General features: G+C 70.4%; 15 protein-coding genes. 11 read left to right on the top strand and 4 right to left on the bottom strand.

Going from position 1 to position 17,458, the window contains the following annotated elements:
- The first annotated feature begins 11 nt into the window (after positions 1-11).
- The 5 genes from C4V41_RS65215 to C4V41_RS65765 all read left to right on the top strand — a co-directional run bounded on the left by C4V41_RS65215 (position 12) and on the right by C4V41_RS65765 (position 5,873).
- Positions 12-1,541 (top strand): CDP-alcohol phosphatidyltransferase family protein, encoded by a 1,530-nt coding sequence (locus C4V41_RS65215; protein ID WP_103954006.1) that lies wholly within the window; start codon positions 12-14, stop codon positions 1,539-1,541.
- On the top strand, positions 1,538-2,260 hold the full coding sequence (locus C4V41_RS65210; RefSeq protein WP_103954005.1) for a DUF5941 domain-containing protein: 723 nt from the start codon (positions 1,538-1,540) through the stop codon (positions 2,258-2,260). The genes C4V41_RS65215 and C4V41_RS65210 overlap by 4 nt, the downstream gene beginning before the upstream one ends.
- A 283-nt stretch (positions 2,261-2,543) precedes the next feature.
- Entirely contained in the window at positions 2,544-3,581 is a 1,038-nt protein-coding gene (locus C4V41_RS02180) for a hypothetical protein (RefSeq protein ID WP_103954004.1), read from the top strand.
- Entirely contained in the window at positions 3,571-4,377 is an 807-nt protein-coding gene (locus C4V41_RS02175; protein ID WP_146103494.1) for a hypothetical protein, read from the top strand. Before C4V41_RS02180 ends, C4V41_RS02175 begins: the two co-directional genes overlap by 11 nt.
- 110 nt (positions 4,378-4,487) lie before the next feature.
- Complete coding sequence (locus C4V41_RS65765) at positions 4,488-5,873, top strand: glycoside hydrolase family 16 protein (protein ID WP_327535608.1); 1,386 nt, start codon at positions 4,488-4,490, stop codon at positions 5,871-5,873.
- A 103-nt stretch (positions 5,874-5,976) separates the two neighbouring features.
- On the opposite strand, the gene C4V41_RS02165 is transcribed toward C4V41_RS65765, so the two are convergent.
- Positions 5,977-7,164 (bottom strand): hypothetical protein, encoded by a 1,188-nt coding sequence (locus tag C4V41_RS02165; protein ID WP_103954001.1) that lies wholly within the window; start codon positions 7,162-7,164, stop codon positions 5,977-5,979.
- A 90-nt stretch (positions 7,165-7,254) separates the two neighbouring features.
- On the opposite strand from C4V41_RS02165, the gene C4V41_RS02160 reads away from it, so the two are divergent.
- Positions 7,255-8,196 (top strand): isopenicillin N synthase family dioxygenase, encoded by a 942-nt coding sequence (locus C4V41_RS02160; protein ID WP_200823687.1) that lies wholly within the window; start codon positions 7,255-7,257, stop codon positions 8,194-8,196.
- Here the strand turns inward: C4V41_RS02160 and C4V41_RS65760 are convergent.
- Entirely contained in the window at positions 8,193-10,544 is a 2,352-nt protein-coding gene (locus tag C4V41_RS65760) for a GH1 family beta-glucosidase (protein ID WP_103953999.1), read from the bottom strand. The two genes, C4V41_RS02160 and C4V41_RS65760, sit on opposite strands and share 4 nt — an antisense overlap.
- A gap of 90 nt (positions 10,545-10,634) precedes the next feature.
- On the opposite strand from C4V41_RS65760, the gene C4V41_RS02150 reads away from it, so the two are divergent.
- The 3 genes from C4V41_RS02150 (at position 10,635) to rocD (ending at position 13,258) form a co-directional block, all read left to right on the top strand.
- Positions 10,635-11,090, top strand: a complete 456-nt coding sequence (locus C4V41_RS02150; RefSeq protein ID WP_103953998.1) for an Lrp/AsnC family transcriptional regulator — start codon at positions 10,635-10,637, stop codon at positions 11,088-11,090.
- Positions 11,091-11,244: 154 nt separating this feature from the next.
- Complete coding sequence (ddaH, locus tag C4V41_RS02145) at positions 11,245-12,042, top strand: dimethylargininase (RefSeq protein ID WP_103953997.1); 798 nt, start codon at positions 11,245-11,247, stop codon at positions 12,040-12,042.
- Between the two features lies 1 nt (position 12,043).
- Entirely contained in the window at positions 12,044-13,258 is a 1,215-nt protein-coding gene (gene rocD, locus C4V41_RS02140; protein WP_103953996.1) for an ornithine--oxo-acid transaminase, read from the top strand.
- An 87-nt stretch (positions 13,259-13,345) separates the two neighbouring features.
- Here rocD and C4V41_RS02135 read toward each other — a convergent pair whose 3' ends face one another.
- Positions 13,346-14,074: a class I SAM-dependent methyltransferase gene (locus C4V41_RS02135; RefSeq protein WP_103953995.1), complete on the bottom strand. Its 729-nt coding sequence runs from the start codon at positions 14,072-14,074 to the stop codon at positions 13,346-13,348.
- Positions 14,075-14,079: 5 nt separating this feature from the next.
- The gene (locus C4V41_RS02130) at positions 14,080-15,633 is read right to left on the bottom strand and encodes an alkaline phosphatase D family protein (RefSeq protein WP_200823686.1); all 1,554 of its coding nucleotides are present in this window, start codon (positions 15,631-15,633) and stop codon (positions 14,080-14,082) included.
- 215 nt (positions 15,634-15,848) lie between these two features.
- Between C4V41_RS02130 and C4V41_RS02125 the strand changes: the two genes are divergently transcribed.
- Both C4V41_RS02125 and C4V41_RS02120 read left to right on the top strand, forming a co-directional pair.
- Positions 15,849-17,126: a Glu/Leu/Phe/Val family dehydrogenase gene (locus C4V41_RS02125; protein WP_103953994.1), complete on the top strand. Its 1,278-nt coding sequence runs from the start codon at positions 15,849-15,851 to the stop codon at positions 17,124-17,126.
- Positions 17,127-17,199: 73 nt separating this feature from the next.
- Positions 17,200-17,403 carry a hypothetical protein gene (locus C4V41_RS02120; RefSeq protein WP_103953993.1) on the top strand — a complete coding sequence of 68 codons (204 nt, stop codon included), beginning with the start codon at positions 17,200-17,202 and terminating at the stop codon, positions 17,401-17,403.
- Positions 17,404-17,458: the final 55 nt, after the last annotated feature.

Genomic DNA, 17,458 nt, shown 5'->3' with positions numbered 1-17,458 from the left:
GAAAGGGAGTCATGACCCGCGTGGTCCTGCTGGGTTCCTCGCCCGGCCCCGACACCTCTCCGACCGGCCTGAGGCTGGCCGCGCTGCCCGGTAATCCCTCCGTGGGCGAGCGGCTACGCAGCCAGCTCACTTCGATGGATCCGCGCTTCGCCACGGTCCAGTCAGGCGATGTGGCCACGGCCCTGCGCGCCCTGGCCGAGGTCGCCGAGTCCGCAACGGAGAGCCTGTTCATCATCCCGGAGAACTCGGTCGTCCACGACGAGCTGATCTACCAGATCACCAAGTCCAAGCGCGGTGCGCTGGCGCTCGTCGCCAAGGAGCCGCGGCCGGAGGTGACAGAGGAGGAGGACAACGGCCAGGAAGACGCCCAGGACGGGCGCATCCCGATCGACGAGGCGGAGCCGGAGATCGGCCTCAACCGCGTCGAGGGCCTGCCCGTGCGGGCCCGCGTCGGCAAGTCGCGCGTGGTCTCGGTGGGCACCGCCACGCACGCCGTGACGAGGCCCAACGCCGTGATGCTCGGCCCGCTCCACCTCAGCGCGCGCAACGCGCCGGTGCTGGCGCAGACCTGCCGCGAGCTGGCCGCGATGGCCGACCGCTTCGGCGAGGACGACGACCTCATGCAGCTCATCGTCTTCGGCCTGGTGCGCAACGGCGTGTCGGTCGGCATCCGGGGCCGCCGCGACCTCTTCTACCGCCGGGTCACCACCCAGGAGGAGGTCAACGAGGCCGGCGCCGAGATGGCCGGAATGGACGAGGACCGCGCCAGGCTCAACAACGCGGTCAAGGGCGCCGACGGCTTCTTCACGACCTACTTCGTCTCCACCTACTCCCGCTTCATCGCCCGCTGGGCGGCGCGGCGGGGGCTGACGCCCAACCAGGTCACGCTGATCTCGATCGTCCTCGGCGTGGCCGCGGCCGCCTGCTTCGCCACCGGCGACCGCCCGTGGATGGTGCTGGGCGGCGTGCTCATCTACTTCGCCTTCGTCTTCGACTGCGTCGACGGGCAGGTCGCCCGCTACGCCCGCAAGTTCGGCGTGCTGGGGGCGTGGCTGGACGCCACGTTCGACCGGTTCAAGGAATATGTGGTCTTCGCCGGCCTGGCCATCGGCTGGGTGGTCTCGGGCAACGGCGACGACATCTGGATCCTGGCGCTGGCCGCGATCGGCCTGCAGTCCATCCGCCACCTGCTCGACTTCTCCTTCGGCATCTCCAACCGCCGCAAGGCCCCGTCCCCGCTGCCCACGATCGCGCTGGACGCCCCCGACGACCGTGAGCTGCGCCAGAAGCTGACCGCCCGCAAGGTGGAGCGCAGCCAGGGCCTGCGGGGTCTGCTCAAGATGTGGACGAAGGCCGGCAAGTTCCGGGCCGTTCACTGGGCGCGCAAGATGATCGTATTCCCCATCGGCGAGCGGTTCGCGGCCATCGCGATCACCGCCGCCCTCTTCGACGCCCGGATCACCTTCCTGACGCTGGTGATCTGGGGCTCCGTCGCCGCCGCCTACACCCTCACCGGACGCCTCATGAGGTCGCTCGTATGATCACCCAACCGCAGGCCATGGCCACCCCCACGCCGGACCCCGACGAGGAACGCCGCCGCATCCAGACCGCCCGCCTGCTCGCCTACCGGGACGACGGACCCCTGGCCCACGCCCTGGCCGACAAGATCGGCGCGGGCCTGCCGCCCGTCCCCGCCACGCTCGTGGCCTTCCTGGCCGTGGTCGTCATCACGGTCACCGGAGTGCTGGACGGCGGCGGGCCCGTCCTGCTCCTGCCCGTGGCCGTCATGCTGCTGCTCGTCCTGCCGACGACGCCGCGCGACCACCTGGGCCGCTTCGACTGGCTCACCCCGCCGCTGCTGCGCGGCGCCGAGTTCTTCACCATGATCGCCATCGGGCTGGCGGCGGGCGCGCCCAAGTGGCTGCTGTTCGTGCTGGTCTACGTCGTGGGTTACCACACCTACGACACCGTCTACCGGACGCGGCAGAGCATCTGGCCGCCGGCGTGGGTCTTCCACGCGGGGCTCGGGTGGGAGCTGCGGCTGCTGATCATCGGTGCCGGGGCGGCGTTCGACGTGGTGACGCCGGTGCTGGCGGTGCTGACGGCGTACCTGTTCGTGCTGTTCGCGGTGGAGAGCGTGACGAGCTGGGTCCGCCTGGACAAGGCCTCCGCCCAGGCGGGCGCCGATGCCGAACAGGACCTGGAGGCGTCTCCCGAAGACGCTCTTGAGCAGGCCACGGGGGAAGCCGAGAAGGGCTGACTCTTTCTGATTCGTGCGGCGCCGCTCTCACGTGCGGCGCCGCACGTTTTTTGTTTCTGTACGCGGTGCCACCGGACCGCCCGAGCCGTACCGGGCTGACGACCTTCCAGGGAGACGGCCTCTGACCCTTCGGTGGCGCGCCGCCGTAACGGGCGTGACGTGGGCCGGGAGCGTGGTCGAGCCGATACAGGTGACATCGCCGCCATCGTGGGAATTGACCGCTTAGTCTGGGGATCAGGACCCTAGGGCCGGGTGCCGGTCCGGCCGGAGCCAGGAGACGCGGATGGCGTTCTTGTCGCGGCTGTTCAAGCGGGGAGATCCGCTGGCCGAACGGGAGGAGGCGCGCCGGCGGGGGATGCGGGACGCGCGCCGGCATCCTTTGGGCGAGTTCACAGATCCGGAGTTCCAGCCCTCGTACGTCACCGAGATCCGGGCCCTGGCCCGTGAGCAGGTCACCGAGGTGGACCGGCGGCTGGCCGCGACGCGTACGGCGCTGCTGGAGCGGGCGCTCGGGGAGCGGGAGGTGATCCTGCGGGAACTGGCCAGAAGCGACACCCGCCCCGACCCCCAGCCTCACACCAGCCCACCGCCTTACACGAGCCCCGGCCCACCGCCCCATACGAGCCCCCACACACCGGGCCAAGCGAGCTCTGACCCGCCGGCCCCCACGGGCGGCGCCCGTCCCGGCTCACCGCCCCACGCGAGTTCCGGATCGCCGCCCCTCACGAGTTCCGGCTCACCGCCCCTCACCAACGGTCAGGCCCCCGTACCGCCCGATGACGGCGTTTCTCCCCCGCCCGTTATGGACCCGTTCATTTCGATCGCGGAGGCACGGGCGCGGCGGGCGGAGGCGCGGCGGCGGGTCGTGGTCGAGGAGTCGAACGCCGGCATGCAGCGGGCCAGGGCCCGGATCGAGCACCTGACGCAGGAGTGGGAGAGCGCGCTGATCGAGCGCGACCACGAGGTGGAGGCCGTGCACGCCAGGGCCGAGCAGCTCGTCGCCGCCTACAAGAGCGGCGTGCTGCGGGCCCATCCGCGTAAGGAGGAGGTCCCGGCCCTGTGGAAGGGCGAGGTCATCGCGATGGACGCCACTGGCGGGACCTCGACGGCGATCTCGGGGCGGGAGGAGATCGGGCGGATCCTGCGCGAGGTGGAGGACCGCATCGAGGTGTGGCACGCGGAGGTCCTGCCGAGGGCGCTCCCCGGCCCGTCCCGCGCCGAACTCCCCCCACCGGCGACCGGCACCTCGGACACGGCGGACACCGAGGACGCCGGGGCAACTCCTCAAGAGAGCGCGCAGGGGGCGAAGGATGATGACTGAGGTGAGGAGCGGCGACGACGAAGGGGGTCGCTCCCAGCGCCCCAGCGCGGACGAGGGGCGGTTCCGGCACCCCGGCGTGGGCTGGCGTCGTTCTCGACGTCTCAGTGCGTTAGGGGCGTTGCTGCTGGTGGCGTCCGGGCTGGTCGCGTGTGGCACCGAGGCCAAGGGCGTCTGTGGCGTGATCGTGGACTCCACCAGCTACGCCGACCCCGCCACCTCCAGGAACGACGTCACCTCCAAGCTCCCCGCCTTCGCCCAGAACTGCGACTGGATGGCCTTCGCCGCCGTCACCGGCAGTTCGGAGAGCAGCACCTGCCGCCAGGACCCGCTGCCCATCGCCGCCACCCAGGCCGAGAACCCCAACGCCAACCCCGTCGTCGAGGACCGCATCAGGAAGCACCGCATCACGGAGGTGGTGCCGAGGGCGGTGAAGCTGTTCGACTGCCCGACCGAGGGTGAGGGGTCGGACGTGCTGGGCGCTCTCCGGTACGTGGTCAAGCAGATCGCCGCCCATCGGCAGCCGGACAAGGCGCATCAGATCATCGTATTCAGCGACCTGATCAACAACCGGGGCGACCTGAACATCAACAAGCTCGACCTGAGCGAGAGCGCGCGCCGCCAGAAGATCCAGGAGCTGCGGGACGCGCGGCTGCTGCCCGATCTGACCGGGTACGCGGTGACCGTGCACGGCTTCCTGCGGGAGAAGACGTCGAGCCCGGACCGGTTCCCGCAGCTCGAAGGCTTCTGGAAGGAGGCGTTCGAGGCGGCGGGAGCGAGCACGGCGGATCTGCTGTAGAGAGCGCTCTCACTCACCTCTGTGTGCGATGTTGACAGGAAGTAAACGCTGTGTTCACATCGCCTCAGAGAGCGCTCTCTCCTGCGCCTCCGCACCCCCCAAATGGAGCGATGATGACAACAGCAAACAGGCACAGACGTCGCCTGGCGGCCGTGGCCGTGGTGCTCGCGGCACTCAGCGGCCTGCTCGTCAAGGTGGCCGTCAGTGCCTCGGCCACCGTCCCGCCCACCCCGTCGGGCTGGTCGCTGGTCTGGTCCGACGACTTCAACGGCAACGCGAACACCCTGCCCTCGTCGAACAACTGGATCATCGACACCGGACACGCGTACCCGGGCGGCCCGGCCAACTGGGGCACCGGGGAGATCCAGAACTACACCTCCAGCACCTCCAACCTCAGCCTGGACGGTTCGGGCAACCTGCGCATCACGCCACTGCGCAGCTCCTCCGGCGAGTGGACCTCGGCCCGCATCGAGACCCGGCGCGCCGACTTCAAGCCCGCCGACGGGCGCGTCCTGCGCATCGAGAGCCGCATCCAGATGCCGAACGTGACCGGCGACGCCGCCCTCGGCTACTGGCCGGCGTTCTGGGCGCTCGGGGCGCCGTACCGGGGGAACTACTGGAACTGGCCGGCGATCGGCGAGTTCGACATCATGGAGAACGTCAACGGGATCAACTCCGTCTGGGCCGTCCTGCACTGCGGCGTGAACCCGGGCGGGCCGTGCAACGAGACCACCGGCCTCGGCGCCAACCGCGCGTGCCCGGGGTCGACCTGCCAGTCGGCGTACCACACCTACCGGTTCGAATGGGACCGTAGCGTGAGCCCGAACCAGCTCCGGTGGTACGTGGACGGCCAGCAGTTCCACAGCGTCACCCAGTCGCAGTTCGACGCGACGACCTGGTCCAACATGACCGGCCACGCCGGCTACTTCCTGCTGCTGAACGTGGCCATGGGCGGGGCGTTCCCCAACGCGCTCGGCGGCCAGACACCGACGGCGGCGACCGTACCGGGGCGGCCGATGATGGTGGACTACGTGGCGGTGTGGCAGAGCGGCACCACCACCCCGACGCAGCCGCCGGGCGGCGTGGACGCCCGGTCCACGATCCAGGCGGAGTCGTACCAGGCGCAGTCGGGCACCATCACCGAGACGACCACCGACTCGGGCGGCGGCCAGAACATCGGTGCCATCGCCAACGGCGACTGGCTGCGCTTCGACGGGGTCAACTTCGGCTCGACGGCCGCCACCCAGTTCAGGGCGCGGGTGGCCTCGGGGGCGGGGGCCGGGGTGAGCGGGCTGGTGCAGGTCCGGCTCGACAGCCCGACCGCCACGCCGGTGGGTGACTTCGCGCTCGGGAACACGGGTGGGTGGCAGAGCTGGCGTACGGTGCCGGCCAACATCTCCGGGGTTACCGGAACCCACACGGTCTATCTGACCTTCAGCAGCGGCCAACCGGCCGACTTCGTCAACGTCAACTGGTTCACCTTCGCGACCTCCTGACCCTCCGGCCCCCGGGCGGCCACCACCCGCCCGGGGCCCGGCCACTGGGTGGCCCGGAGGCTGGGGCCGATAGGGGCGGAAGGGCCAGGGGTGATCGGGAGGGTCAGGAGCGGGTGGTGCGGCGGCGGAGGACGATGCGTTCGGCCCAGCTCGCCGCCTCCGGGTCTCGCAGCCCCTCCACCACGCCCCCGAGGTACGCCGTGGCCAGCCCGTCGAATCCGCTGTCCAGTTGCCGGAGCCGGCTGGCGCGGCGGCGGTCCACGGCCTGGAGGTACTGGGCGACGCTCTCCGCGTAACCCGCGTCCCGCTGGTAGTCGGCCTGAGCGGTGGCACAGGCCCGGAGCTCGGCGTCGCGTTTGGCGCGCAGTTCGCGCAGGCGGCGGTCGTTGGGGTTGTGCATCCTGCGGCCCAGGTCGGCGGCGATGAGGGCGGTGGCCACCAGGAGGGCCAGCAGGAGGATCATGGTGGGCAGTTGGCCCACCCCGTCCGAGGTGGGGCCGATCTCCTGGCCGTCCACCACCAGGGGCTTGACCAGGGCGTCGCGCCGGAGGACGGCGACGGCGACGATGAGGCCCAGCCAGGTGAGCGCCACGCCGATGAGCAGCCAGCGGCCCTTGGCGGAGCTGCCGTGCTCCTGCCAGGACCGGAACGCCCGGCCGTACATGTGCGGTGCCACCAGCATGATCAGGGCGGCTCCCGAGGCGAGGAGGGCGGTCATCGCGATGCTGTCGCCCCAGCTCAGGATGACCTGGTAGAGGATCGGCACCTCGACGATCAGGAGCAGCAGCAGGAGCAGGGCGGCGGGGAGCCAGCGGCGGATGACCGGCCAGTGGCTGCCCGAGATGGCGATGGAGCTGGGCCGGCCGTCGCCGGGGCGCCTGCTGGGCTGCTCCAGCTCCGTCACCCGCTGCTGGCTGTCGTCGAGCGCCTTGCGGGCCTCACCGAAGGCGCGCTGCGACTCCGCCAGCCGGATCTTCTGGGCCTCGAACTCGGCGCGGGCCTGCTGGACCTCCCGCTCGGTACGGTCCTCGATGGTGGCCAGTTCCTCCAGCCGCTCGTCCTCCAGCTCGTGGAAGCGGGGCACGGCGCCGGTCTGGAGGGTGAGCGTGTCGATCTGGCCGTCGGCGGCGTGAGCGCGGCCGAGCTCGCGTTCCGCGCGGCGGCGCTGCGCCCAGTCGGGCAGGTGGTAGAGGTCGCCGTCGTAGGCGAAGACGGGCGCGATGCGGGTGATCTCGTCGCCGGGATCGGCGGGCGGGGTCTGCTTCGGGCGATTGAGGCGAACGAAACGCATCTGGCCTCCCCAGCGGGTCCTGCTTCTGATGCTAATTCGCGGCGCCGGAAAGCCACGGTTATGCGGGCGAAATGGGGAACAATGGTGCGAGTGAGCGAATTGCCGGTGATTGATGTGTCACCTCTTCTCACCAACAGGACAGGGAAGCGGGACGTCGCGGAGCGGATCGGGGCGGCCTGCCGGGAGAGCGGCTTCTTCTATGTCACCGGCCACGGCGTGCCGCCCGCGCTCATCGAGCGACTCGACGCGGCGAGCAGGCGCTTCTTCGAGCTGCCCGAGCCGGTCAAGAACGAGATCGCCATGGAGCGGGGCGGCCGGGCCTGGCGGGGGTTCTTCCCGGTCGGCGGCGAGCTGACCTCGGGGCGGCCGGACCTGAAGGAGGGCGTCTATTTCGGCGCCGAGGAGCCGCCGGGCCCGCTGCCGCTGCACGGCCCGAACCTGTTCCCGGCACAGGTGCCCGAGCTGCGGGAGGCGGTGCTGGCCTATCTCCGGGCGATGACGGAGCTGGGGCAGGCGGTCATGGCGGGGATCGCGCTGAGCCTGGGGCTGGACGAGGACTACTTCCGTACGGGCTACACGGCCGATCCGACCATCCTTTTCCGGATATTTCACTATCCGCCGTCCCCACCCGACGACCCCGAAACCTGGGGCGTGGGCGAGCACACCGACTACGGCCTGCTCACCCTGCTCCTCCAGGACGCCAACAGCGGTCTCCAGGTACGGACGGCCGGCGGCTGGATCGAGGCCCCGCCGCTCGACGGCACGTTCGTGTGCAACATCGGCGACATGCTCGACAAGCTCACCGGCGGCCAGTACCGCTCCACGCCCCACCGCGTACGCAACCGCAGCGGCAACGAGCGCCTCAGCTTCCCCTTCTTCTTCGACCCTGGATGGGACAGCGAGGTGCCGCCCCTCCCCTACGCCCCAGGACACCGCTGGGACGGCCAGGTGGACTTCACCGGCACCTACGGGCAGTACCTGCTGTCCAAGGTCTCCAAGGTCTTTCCCCGCCTGTTCGAACGGCAGCTCTAGGCCGACTCCCTGACCACCAGCCGGGCCGGCAGCACGACCGAGGTGGTGTGGCGGCCCTCCAGGCGCGAGAGCAGCAGCCGGGCCAGCGCGAGGGCCTGGTCGGCGACCGGTACGCGGACCGTGGTGAGCCCCGGAGTGGTGGCCGAGGCGGCGTCGACGTCGTCGAAGCCCACGACCGCCAGGTCCTCGGGCACCCGCCGGCCCGTCTCCCGCGCCGCCTGCAGCGCCCCGATCGCGAGCTGGTCGGTGGCGGCGAAGACGGCGTCCAGCGCGGGATCGTCGCCGAGCAGCCGCCGGGCGGCCGCCGCGCCCGACGCGCGGGTGAGGTCGTCGGCGATGGCCAGGTGCGGCCGCAGGCCGGCCCGCTGAAGCGCGGTGCGGTGGCCGGCCAGGCGGTCCTGGACGGCGACCAGGTCCATGGGGCCGCAGATCATGCCGATGCGGCGGCGGCCGAGCGCGAGCAGGTGCTGGGTGGCCGCCGCCGCGCCGCCGGTGTGGTCGACGTCCACGTACGGGACCATCGAGGCGATCGCCGGCTTGCCCAGCAGCACCAGCGGCACCCCGGTCCGCGACAGCCGCTCGGTCAGGGTGTCGGCCCGGTCGGGCGGCAGCAGCACGACCCCGTCGGCCAGCCGGGACTCCACGTGCTGGACGATGCGCCGATGGCTCTCGGCCGTGTCGGCGAGCATGAGCGTGATCTGCTTGCCCGCGCCCTCCAGCAGGCTGGTGACGTACTGGACCACGGCGGCCGTCAGCGCGTCGCCGCCCTGGCGGGGCACGGACAGGACCAGGGCGATGGCGTTGGTCCGCTGGGTGACCAGGCTGCGGGCGGCGGCGTTCGGCACGTAGCCGAGCTCGCTGACGGCCCGCAGGACGGCGGCCCTGACCTCCTGGCTCACCGACGACTCGCCGTTGACCACGCGCGACACCGTGGCCCTGGACACCCCTGAGCGGGCGGCCACCGTTTCCAGGGTGGGCCGCTTGCGGCGGGTCTCGGCCAGGCCGTTGCGGCGGATGACGTCGCGGTACCAGAGCGCGCTGTCCTTGAGCCGCCGCCGCTGGGTGGCGAAATCGACGTGCACGATGCCGAACTTGCGCTGGTAGCCGTCCGTCCATTCGAGATTGTCGAGCAGGGTCCAGACGAGATATCCGCGCACCCGTGCACCATCGGCGACGGCCGCGCGCAGGGCCCGCAGATGCTCCTCGATGAAACTGATCCGGTCGGTGTCGTGAATGCCGTTTCCGGTCACCACGTCCACGAAGTCGGCGCCGTTCTCGGTGATCAGCAGATCGAGATCGGGATATTCGCGGGAAAGGCGGCGCAGCAGCAGGGAAAGGCAGTCGGGAACGATCGGCCAGCCCATCGCGGTGACCGCCGTGGGAATGGTGCAGAACAGCACGCCCTCGCTGCCGGGAAAGGCGGGGTCGGCGGGCTCGCTCGGCTGGGCCTGGACGACCAGTGGGGTGTAGTAATTGACGCCGAGCAGGTCGAGAGGCTGCGCGATGATCTCCAGGTCGCCGTCATGGACGTGGCCGAGACCGGCGGAGCGCTCGATGATCGGCAGCAGTTCGGCCGGGTAGGCGCCGCGCAGCATGGGCTCCAGGAACTGCCGGTTGGCCAGGGCGTCGATCCTGGCCACGACCTCCGCGTCCTCGTCGGACAACTCCCTGGTGAAGTCGCTGACCTGGGCGGGCGTCAGGACGGGCGAGATGTTGAGCACGGTGCCGACCTGCCGGGCGCCCGCCGAGCGCAGGGCGCGGGTGGCCAGGCCGTGCGCGAGCAGCATGTGGTGCGCGCTCTTGAAGGCGTCGGAGGCCGACGTGCGGCCCGGCGCGTGAATGCCGGAACCGTAGCCGAGGAACGCGGCCACCCACGGCTCGTTCAGCGTGAACCACGTGTCCACCCGGTCGCCGAGTTTCTCGTGCAGGGCCGCCGCGTAGTCGGCGAAATGGTAGGCCGTGTCACGGGAGGGCCAGCCGCCGAGGTCTTCGAGCGCCTGTGGCAGGTCCCAGTGATAAAGAGTCGCGTAGGGGGTGATGCCCGCGCCGAGCACCTCGTCCACCAGCCGGTCGTAAAAGTCGAGCCCGGCCTGGTTGGGCTTTCCGCGCCCCTCGGGGAAGACCCGCCCCCAGCTCACCGAGAACCGGTAGGCGGCCATTCCCAGGTCCTTCATCAGCCGCACGTCTTCGGGATATCGGTGGTAATGGTCGCACGCCTCGGCGCGGTCGGCGGAAAAGGTGTCCCAAATGGACGGCCCGCGCCCGTCGGCGGACGTGGCGCCCTCGATCTGGAAAGCCGATGTCGAAACTCCCCACACGAAGCCTTCGGGGAAGCTTGCGGTGCTCATTGTTGCGGATACCTTCCGGTCATGGTTGCCGCCCAGTCTCCCGCGCGGCGCTCGTCGCGCGCCAGCCTGGCCAGGCTGTATACAGGGCGCGTGGAACTGGACCGGCTCGATCGTGACATCATCGCGGCGCTCGTCGAAGACGCCCGCGCGACCTACGCGGACATCGGCCAGCAGGTGGGGCTGAGCGCGTCGGCGGTCAAGCGGCGGGTGGATCGGTTGCGCGACAGCGGGGCGATCACCGGGTTCAGCGCGAGGGTGGCGCCGCAGGCGCTCGGCTGGACGACCGAGGCCTATGTCGAGCTGTTCTGCCAGGGCAAGACCAAGCCGTCGGACATCGCGGTGGCCGTGGCCAAGTTCCCCGAGGTCGTGGGGGCCGCCACGATCACGGGCGAGGCGGACGCGCTGCTGCACATCAGGGCCACGGACGTACGGCATGTGGAGCGGGTGATCGAGCGGATCGCGTCGCAGTCGTTCGTGGTGCGAACCAAGAGCTCGATCGTCCTGTCAAGACTCGTGGACACACCTCCTGGCACCGCTGTGCCGTAATCGCGCAACCGATCGGGCCCCGGAGGCTCAAAGACGCAACACACCCGCGCGGACACGCAATGCGATCCGCTTGGCTTGCATAACCATGCGTTCTTAGCATGGCTGCGTCCCCATTGAACGGGGTTTTCCCAGGTAAAGACCATGGAGTCGCTGCATGCCCAAACACTTCCTGATGTGCCGCCCGGACTATTTCACGGTCGAGTACGCGATCAACCCGTGGATGCATCCCGAGGCCGGCGCCGACCGCGACGTGGCGGTCCGGCAGTGGGAGTGCCTGAAGTCGGCGTACGAGGAGCTCGGGCATCGGGTGAGCCTCATCGACCCGATCGACGGGCTGCCCGACATGGTGTTCGCCGCGAACGGCGCGCTGGTCGTGGGCGGGCGCGTCTACGGCGCCCGGTTCGCCTACCCGCAGCGTGCCGCCGAGGGGCCCGCCTACCTGCGCTGGTTCACCGAGCGCGGCTACCCGGCGGCCGAGGCGGAGCACGTCAACGAGGGCGAGGGCGACTTCCTCACCCTCGACGACGTCATCCTGGCGGGCACCGGCTTCCGCACGGACGTGGTCGCCCACCAGGAGGCGCAGGAATACCTGGGCCGTCCCGTGATCTCGCTCAAGCTGGTGGATCCGCGCTTCTACCACCTCGACACGGCGCTGTTCCCGCTCGACGGGCACAACGTCGCCTACTACCCGGACGCCTTCTCACCGGGCAGCCTCACGGTGCTGCGGCGCATGTTCCCCGACGCCGTGGTGGCGACCGCCGAGGACGCCGAGGTGCTCGGGCTCAACGCGGTCAGCGACGGCACGAACGTGGTCATCAACGCCGAGGCCTCGAACCTTCAACTGGAGCTCAAGCGGCGCGGGTACGAAGTGATCCCGATCGACCTGTCGGAGCTGCGTAAAGCAGGCGGGGGCCCCAAGTGCTGCACACTGGAGATCAGGGGGGAGAACTGACATGACCACCAGCGCAGAGCTGATCGAAGTGAGCGAGCGCCGCAGCGCGCACAACTACCATCCGCTGCCCGTCGTGATCCATGAGGCGCACGGCGCCTGGGTCACCGACGTGGACGGCAGGCGATATCTCGACTGCCTGTCCGGCTATTCCTCGCTCAACTTCGGCCACGGCCACCCGAAGATCATCGAGGCGGCGAAGGAGCAGCTCGAACGGCTGACCCTGACCAGCCGCGCCTTCTACCACGACCAGTTCGCGCGCTTCTGCGCCGGGCTCGGCGACCTCACGGGCAAGGACATGATCCTGCCCATGAACACCGGCGCCGAGGCCGTCGAGACCGCCATCAAGGTGGCGCGCAAGTGGGGCTACGAGGTCAAGGGCGTCGAACCGGGCCAGGCCAACATCATCGTGATGGAGGGCAACTTCCACGGCCGTACCACCACGATCGTCAGCTTCTCCACCGATCCGGAGGCGCACGACAACTTCGGCCCGTACACGCCGGGCTTCCGGCTGGTCCCGTACGGCTCGGTGGAGGCGATCAGGCAGGCCATCGACGCGAACACGGTGGCGGTGCTGGTCGAGCCGATCCAGGGCGAGGCCGGGGTGCTGGTGCCGGCGGACGGCTACCTGAGCGACGTACGGGCGCTGTGCTCGGCCGAGGGCGTCCTGATGATCGCCGACGAGATCCAGTCGGGGCTCGGGCGCACGGGGCACACGTTCGCGTGCGACCACGAGGGGGTCGTGCCGGACATGTACGTGCTGGGCAAGGCGCTCGGCGGCGGGGTCGTGCCGGTCTCGGCCATCGCCGCGAACCGCGACGTGCTCGGCGTCATCCACCCGGGCCAGCACGGGTCCACGTTCGGCGGCAACCCGCTGGCGTGCGCGGTCGCGAACGCGGTGATCGAGCTGCTGAACACGGGCGACTACCAGGCCAGGGCCGCCAAGCTGGGCGAGGTGCTGCACACGCGGCTGCGCGAGCTGATCGGCAGGGGCGTGGTGGAGGTGCGCGGGCGCGGGCTGTGGGCGGGCATCGACATCGACCCGGAGCTGGCGACGGGGCGCGAGGTGTCGAAGGCGCTGATGAAGCGGGGGGTGCTGGCCAAGGACACGCACGGCTCGACGATCCGGCTGGCGCCGCCGATCGTCGTCTCGGAGGACGACCTGCTGTGGGCGATCGGCCAGCTCACCGACGCCCTCTACGAGTTCCAGACCGTCTGATACGGCTTCGCCCGGCAGGGCCCGCCCACCGCACGTGGCCGGGCCCTGTCCAGGGGAACGCTCCTCCGGCTCACCGGTGGCCCGCCGTCACGACCCAAGTGGGCCGGCGACGTGCCAGACCTCCATCCCGTCGGGAGCCTCGCCGGGCGTGAACCCCGCCTTCCGGAGCTCGGCCCGCAGGGTCTCCCCCGCCGGCCAGTGGTTGGTGGAGATCGTCTCGTCCTCGCTGATCACCACGCCGTGCTGCTTGACCCGGTAGACGAACCGCGAGGTGACGCTCTCGCCCGCGACGTCGAGCACCTGCCCGGCGACCTCGTACACGTGCCTGCCGACCGGGTAGGAACCCATGACCTCCAGCTCGCCGGGCTCGGGCGCGGTGCGTTCGCGCCAGTTGAACACCAGCCGCCCGCCCGGCTCCAGTTGCCTGGCCAGCACCCGCCAGAGCTCGGCCCGCTCGTCGGCGCCGAAGTTCTGCAGCACCGAGATCATCACGATGGCCTCGACCGGCTCGTCCACCTCGACGTCCAGGGCCCCGCAGGGCAGGACGGTCACGCGGCGCAGCGTCTCGGGGTCGGCCGCCAGCCGGGAGATCAGCACCGAGCGCATGCCCAGCGACGGTTCGAGCGCGTAGATCTCGGCGGGGGTCTCGCGGGCGATGAGCTGGGTGATCAGCCCGGTGCCCGCGCCGATCTCGATGACGCTTCGCCGCACGTCCTTGAGGAGCGGCGGCAGCAGCCCGCGCACGACCGGAACGTGACCGTCCTCGTGCCAGAGGTCGTAGAAGGGCACGGCGACGGCGTAATTGTCCTTGTGCATGGAGATCAGCGTAGGCGGACCGAGTCGATCGGCTTGACCACCTCGCCGGTGGAGCCGTGCCAGGTGACCTCGTCGGGCAGGGTCAGCGTGGCCAGCGCGTTCTGGAACAGCGGGCCCTTGGTGATGCGCCACCTGAACGGCGGGCGCGGGATGCCCGCCAGCCGCCGCAGCAGGCTGCCCACCAGGGTGGCGACCGAGAACTGGGTGAACACGTTGGCCCAGCGCAGCATGCGGCTGAGCGGGTTGCGGATCGGCGAGCAGACGATCTGGTAGACCGGGCCGTTGTTGGCCTTGGCCAGGTAGGAGTAGTGGACGTCGCCGGACAGGATGACCACGGGCTTGCCGAGCCCGATCAGCAGCCGGGACAGGTCCTCGAACGAGCGACGGAACGCCGCCCAGTGCTCCAGGTCGATGGCCTGCCTGAGCGTCTCCGACCAGCGCCGCACCAGGGGACCCCACTTGCCGTCGCACAGGGCCTCGTTCCAGTTCTGTACGCCGTGGACGCCCTCGGGCAGCAGGAACGGGATCGACGAGCCGATGATCAGCCGCTCGGCCGGGCGCGTCACCTGCTCCTGCAGCCAGGCCCACTCGTCGGGGTCGAGCATGCGGCGGTCGCCGGGCGTGAGCTGCCTGGCGCACCGGGTGTCGATCATGATCAGGCGGGCGGGCCCGATGTCGCGGGCGTAGCTCCAGCGGTTGCTGCTCGGCTCGGCGTCGGCCTTCTCGGCGAAGGCGTCGAGCACGTCGGCGCCGTCGCCGCCCCCGTCCTGCAGCGTGCGCAGGAGCGCGTCCTCCGCGCGGTCGGCCGGGGAGAGGTTGCCGAGGTGCTGGTAGATGTAGTAGGCCCCGAGCCCCGCCACGACGCGGCGGCGCCACCACGGTGTCCTGGCCATCTGGTCGCGCCAGGCCTGAGAGGTGTTCCAGTCGTCGCGCAGGTCGTGGTCGTCGAAGATCATCGCGGTCGGCACGGTGGACAGCAGCCAGCGGATCTCCGTCTCGGTCCACGCCTGGCGGTAGAGCTCGGCGTATTCCTCGAAGTCGGCGATCTCGGCCTGCGGCTCGGTGTCCCGGCGGCCGTGGATGTAGGCCAGCATGTCGGGCGAGGGGTTGTCGGCGTAGACCTGGTCGCCGAGGAGCAGCAGCAGGTCGGGCCACTCGTCCTCGCCGGCCTGCGGCAGGTGTTCGCCGTAGGCGCGCAGGACGTCGTCGCCGTGGCTGCGTACGTGGGCGGCGTCGTGCGGCACGCTGGTGCGGCACGAGCCGAACGCCAGCCGGCGGATCCCTTCCGCGGGCATCAGCCTGATCCGGCTCGGCGGGCGACCCGCCATGGGCCATACCTGCTCCCCATCGAGCGTCACGGTGTACGACGCGATATCCTGGGACAACTCGACGAGATCCACGATCGCGTAGTGATGTCCGTGCACGGTGAAGGTAGGCGACCGGTAAGCCCTGCCGTCGGCCTCCACGGTGACCGTGCCGGGTTCGGCGGTCTCCACCCAGATCGAGGCGCTGTCGCGATCGACATGACGCAACATCGGTCCCACCACGAGTGCGGGCATTCCACCCCTCGATTCGACGATTAGGCACATACTCGCTCGCAAGACTGCCAGAGTGGCACGGTCCACGGCATCTCGATCGCGAGCTTGGATTTCTACCAAGAACCGGGCAAGGTCAAACCACCCGCGCTAGGATGATCGCGACAACAACGCCCAAATGGGAAGGGCAATGGCGCTTCTCCCACGAATAGGGCGTACATAACAGGAGGAATCGCTCCATGAGCATCATGGTGCCGTCAACGACGCCGGCCCTGATCACCCCGGGCCGCCAGGCCCTCGACTCCGCTCTCCACCAGCTCGGACAGGCCGCCGAGCAGCTCGGTCTCGACGACGGGCTGCGCACGATGCTGGCCACGCCCCGCCGCTCGCTGACCGTCTCGGTCCCGGTGCGGCGCGAGGACGGCCGCCTGGACGTCGTCCAGGGCTTCCGCGTCCAGCACAACGTCTCGCGTGGCCCGGCCAAGGGTGGCCTGCGGTTTCATCCCGGCACCGACATCCACGAGGTCACCGCGCTCGCGATGTGGATGACCTGGAAGTGCGCGCTGGTCGGCATCCCGTACGGCGGCGCCAAGGGCGGCGTGGCCGTGGACCCGTCCGGGCTCACCACCCGCGAGCTGGAGCGGCTGACCCGCCGCTACGTCAACGAGATCCTGCCGCTGATCGGCCCGGAGAAGGACATCCCGGCCCCCGACGTCGGCACCGACGAGCAGACCATGGCCTGGATCATGGACACCTACAGCGTCAGCGCCGGCTACTCGGTGCCCGGCGTGGTCACGGGCAAGCCCGCGACGCTGGGCGGCTCGCTCGGGCGTTCGGGCGCGACCTCGCGCGGTGTGCAGATCGCGGCGCTGGCCGCGCTCGGCCGCTCGCCCGAGGGCGTGACCGTGGCCGTGCAGGGCTTCGGCAAGGTGGGCGGCCCGGCCGCGCAATACCTGTCGGACGCCGGCTGCAAGGTGGTGGCGGTCTCCGACGCCACCGGCGCCGTCCATGCGAGCGGCGGGCTCGACATCGCCCGCCTGCGCGAGTGGGCCGCCGAGACCGGCGGCGTGCGCGGCTTCCGGCACGGCGACGCGCTGGCCCAGGAGGACCTGTTCGAGCTGGACGTCGATGTGCTGGTCCCGGCCGCGCTCGAAGGCGCGATCACGGCGGTCAACGCGCCCAGGATCCGCGCCCGCCTCATCGTGGAGGGCGCCAACGGCCCCACCACGCCCGAGGCGGACGAGATCCTCGCCGCGAACGGCACCACGGTCGTGCCCGACATCCTGGCCAACGCGGGCGGAGTGATCGTGTCCTACCTGGAGTGGGTGCAGAACATGCAGGCCTACCCATGGAGCTCCGGCGAGATCGAGCTCAAGTTGCGCGACCTCATGCTGGGCGCCTTCTCCGAGGTCAAGTCGGTGGCCGCCGAGCGCGGCCTGACGCTCAGGCAGGCGGCGCACGTCATCGGCGTGGGCCGGGTGGCCGAGGCGCACCAGATGCGCGGTCTCTACCCGTGACCGCGACTTAAGTCGCACAGGGCCCGCCCAAGGTTCGATGCCGGGGCGGGCCCTGTGCTGCGAGGGTCGAGGCATGAGATCGCTGCTGGGTTTCGTGTGTGTCGTCGCCATCATCCAGGGACTCGTCGGCTTCGCGGGCCGCGTCTGGTTCGACAGCCAATGGGGTTTTCTGCACCGGCTCGTGGACCTGCCCACCTGGGGCTATCTGGCGGTGGCCCTGGCCGCCGTCGTGGTACTGCTCGTGTCGGAGGCCGCCCATAAGCGCCAAGAGGGATAAAGAGTTGTCAGAATCCCTTTCACCGCTCCGTCCCTGCAAGAGGCCCTGATCTCCG

Origin of the sequence: Nonomuraea solani, from assembly GCF_900108335.1 — a bacterium.
In the GTDB taxonomy this organism is placed as follows: domain Bacteria; phylum Actinomycetota; class Actinomycetes; order Streptosporangiales; family Streptosporangiaceae; genus Nonomuraea; species Nonomuraea solani.
The sequence above is the reverse complement of the archived record's forward strand: the minus strand, read 5'-3'. Positions and strand labels throughout refer to the sequence as shown.

Coding starts and splice junctions, on each gene's coding strand:
- C4V41_RS65215 (WP_103954006.1), top strand. CDS start 12: ATGACCCGCGTGGTCCTGCTGGGTTCCTCGCCCGGCCCCGACACCTCT.
- C4V41_RS65210 (WP_103954005.1), top strand. CDS start 1,538: ATGATCACCCAACCGCAGGCCATGGCCACCCCCACGCCGGACCCCGAC.
- C4V41_RS02180 (WP_103954004.1), top strand. CDS start 2,544: ATGGCGTTCTTGTCGCGGCTGTTCAAGCGGGGAGATCCGCTGGCCGAA.
- C4V41_RS02175 (WP_146103494.1), top strand. CDS start 3,571: ATGATGACTGAGGTGAGGAGCGGCGACGACGAAGGGGGTCGCTCCCAG.
- C4V41_RS65765 (WP_327535608.1), top strand. CDS start 4,488: ATGATGACAACAGCAAACAGGCACAGACGTCGCCTGGCGGCCGTGGCC.
- C4V41_RS02165 (WP_103954001.1), bottom strand. CDS start 7,164: ATGCGTTTCGTTCGCCTCAATCGCCCGAAGCAGACCCCGCCCGCCGAT.
- C4V41_RS65760 (WP_103953999.1), bottom strand. CDS start 10,544: ATGAGCACCGCAAGCTTCCCCGAAGGCTTCGTGTGGGGAGTTTCGACA.
- ddaH (WP_103953997.1), top strand. CDS start 11,245: ATGCCCAAACACTTCCTGATGTGCCGCCCGGACTATTTCACGGTCGAG.
- rocD (WP_103953996.1), top strand. CDS start 12,044: ATGACCACCAGCGCAGAGCTGATCGAAGTGAGCGAGCGCCGCAGCGCG.
- C4V41_RS02135 (WP_103953995.1), bottom strand. CDS start 14,074: ATGCACAAGGACAATTACGCCGTCGCCGTGCCCTTCTACGACCTCTGG.
- C4V41_RS02130 (WP_200823686.1), bottom strand. CDS start 15,633: ATGCCCGCACTCGTGGTGGGACCGATGTTGCGTCATGTCGATCGCGAC.
- C4V41_RS02125 (WP_103953994.1), top strand. CDS start 15,849: ATGAGCATCATGGTGCCGTCAACGACGCCGGCCCTGATCACCCCGGGC.
- C4V41_RS02120 (WP_103953993.1), top strand. CDS start 17,200: ATGAGATCGCTGCTGGGTTTCGTGTGTGTCGTCGCCATCATCCAGGGA.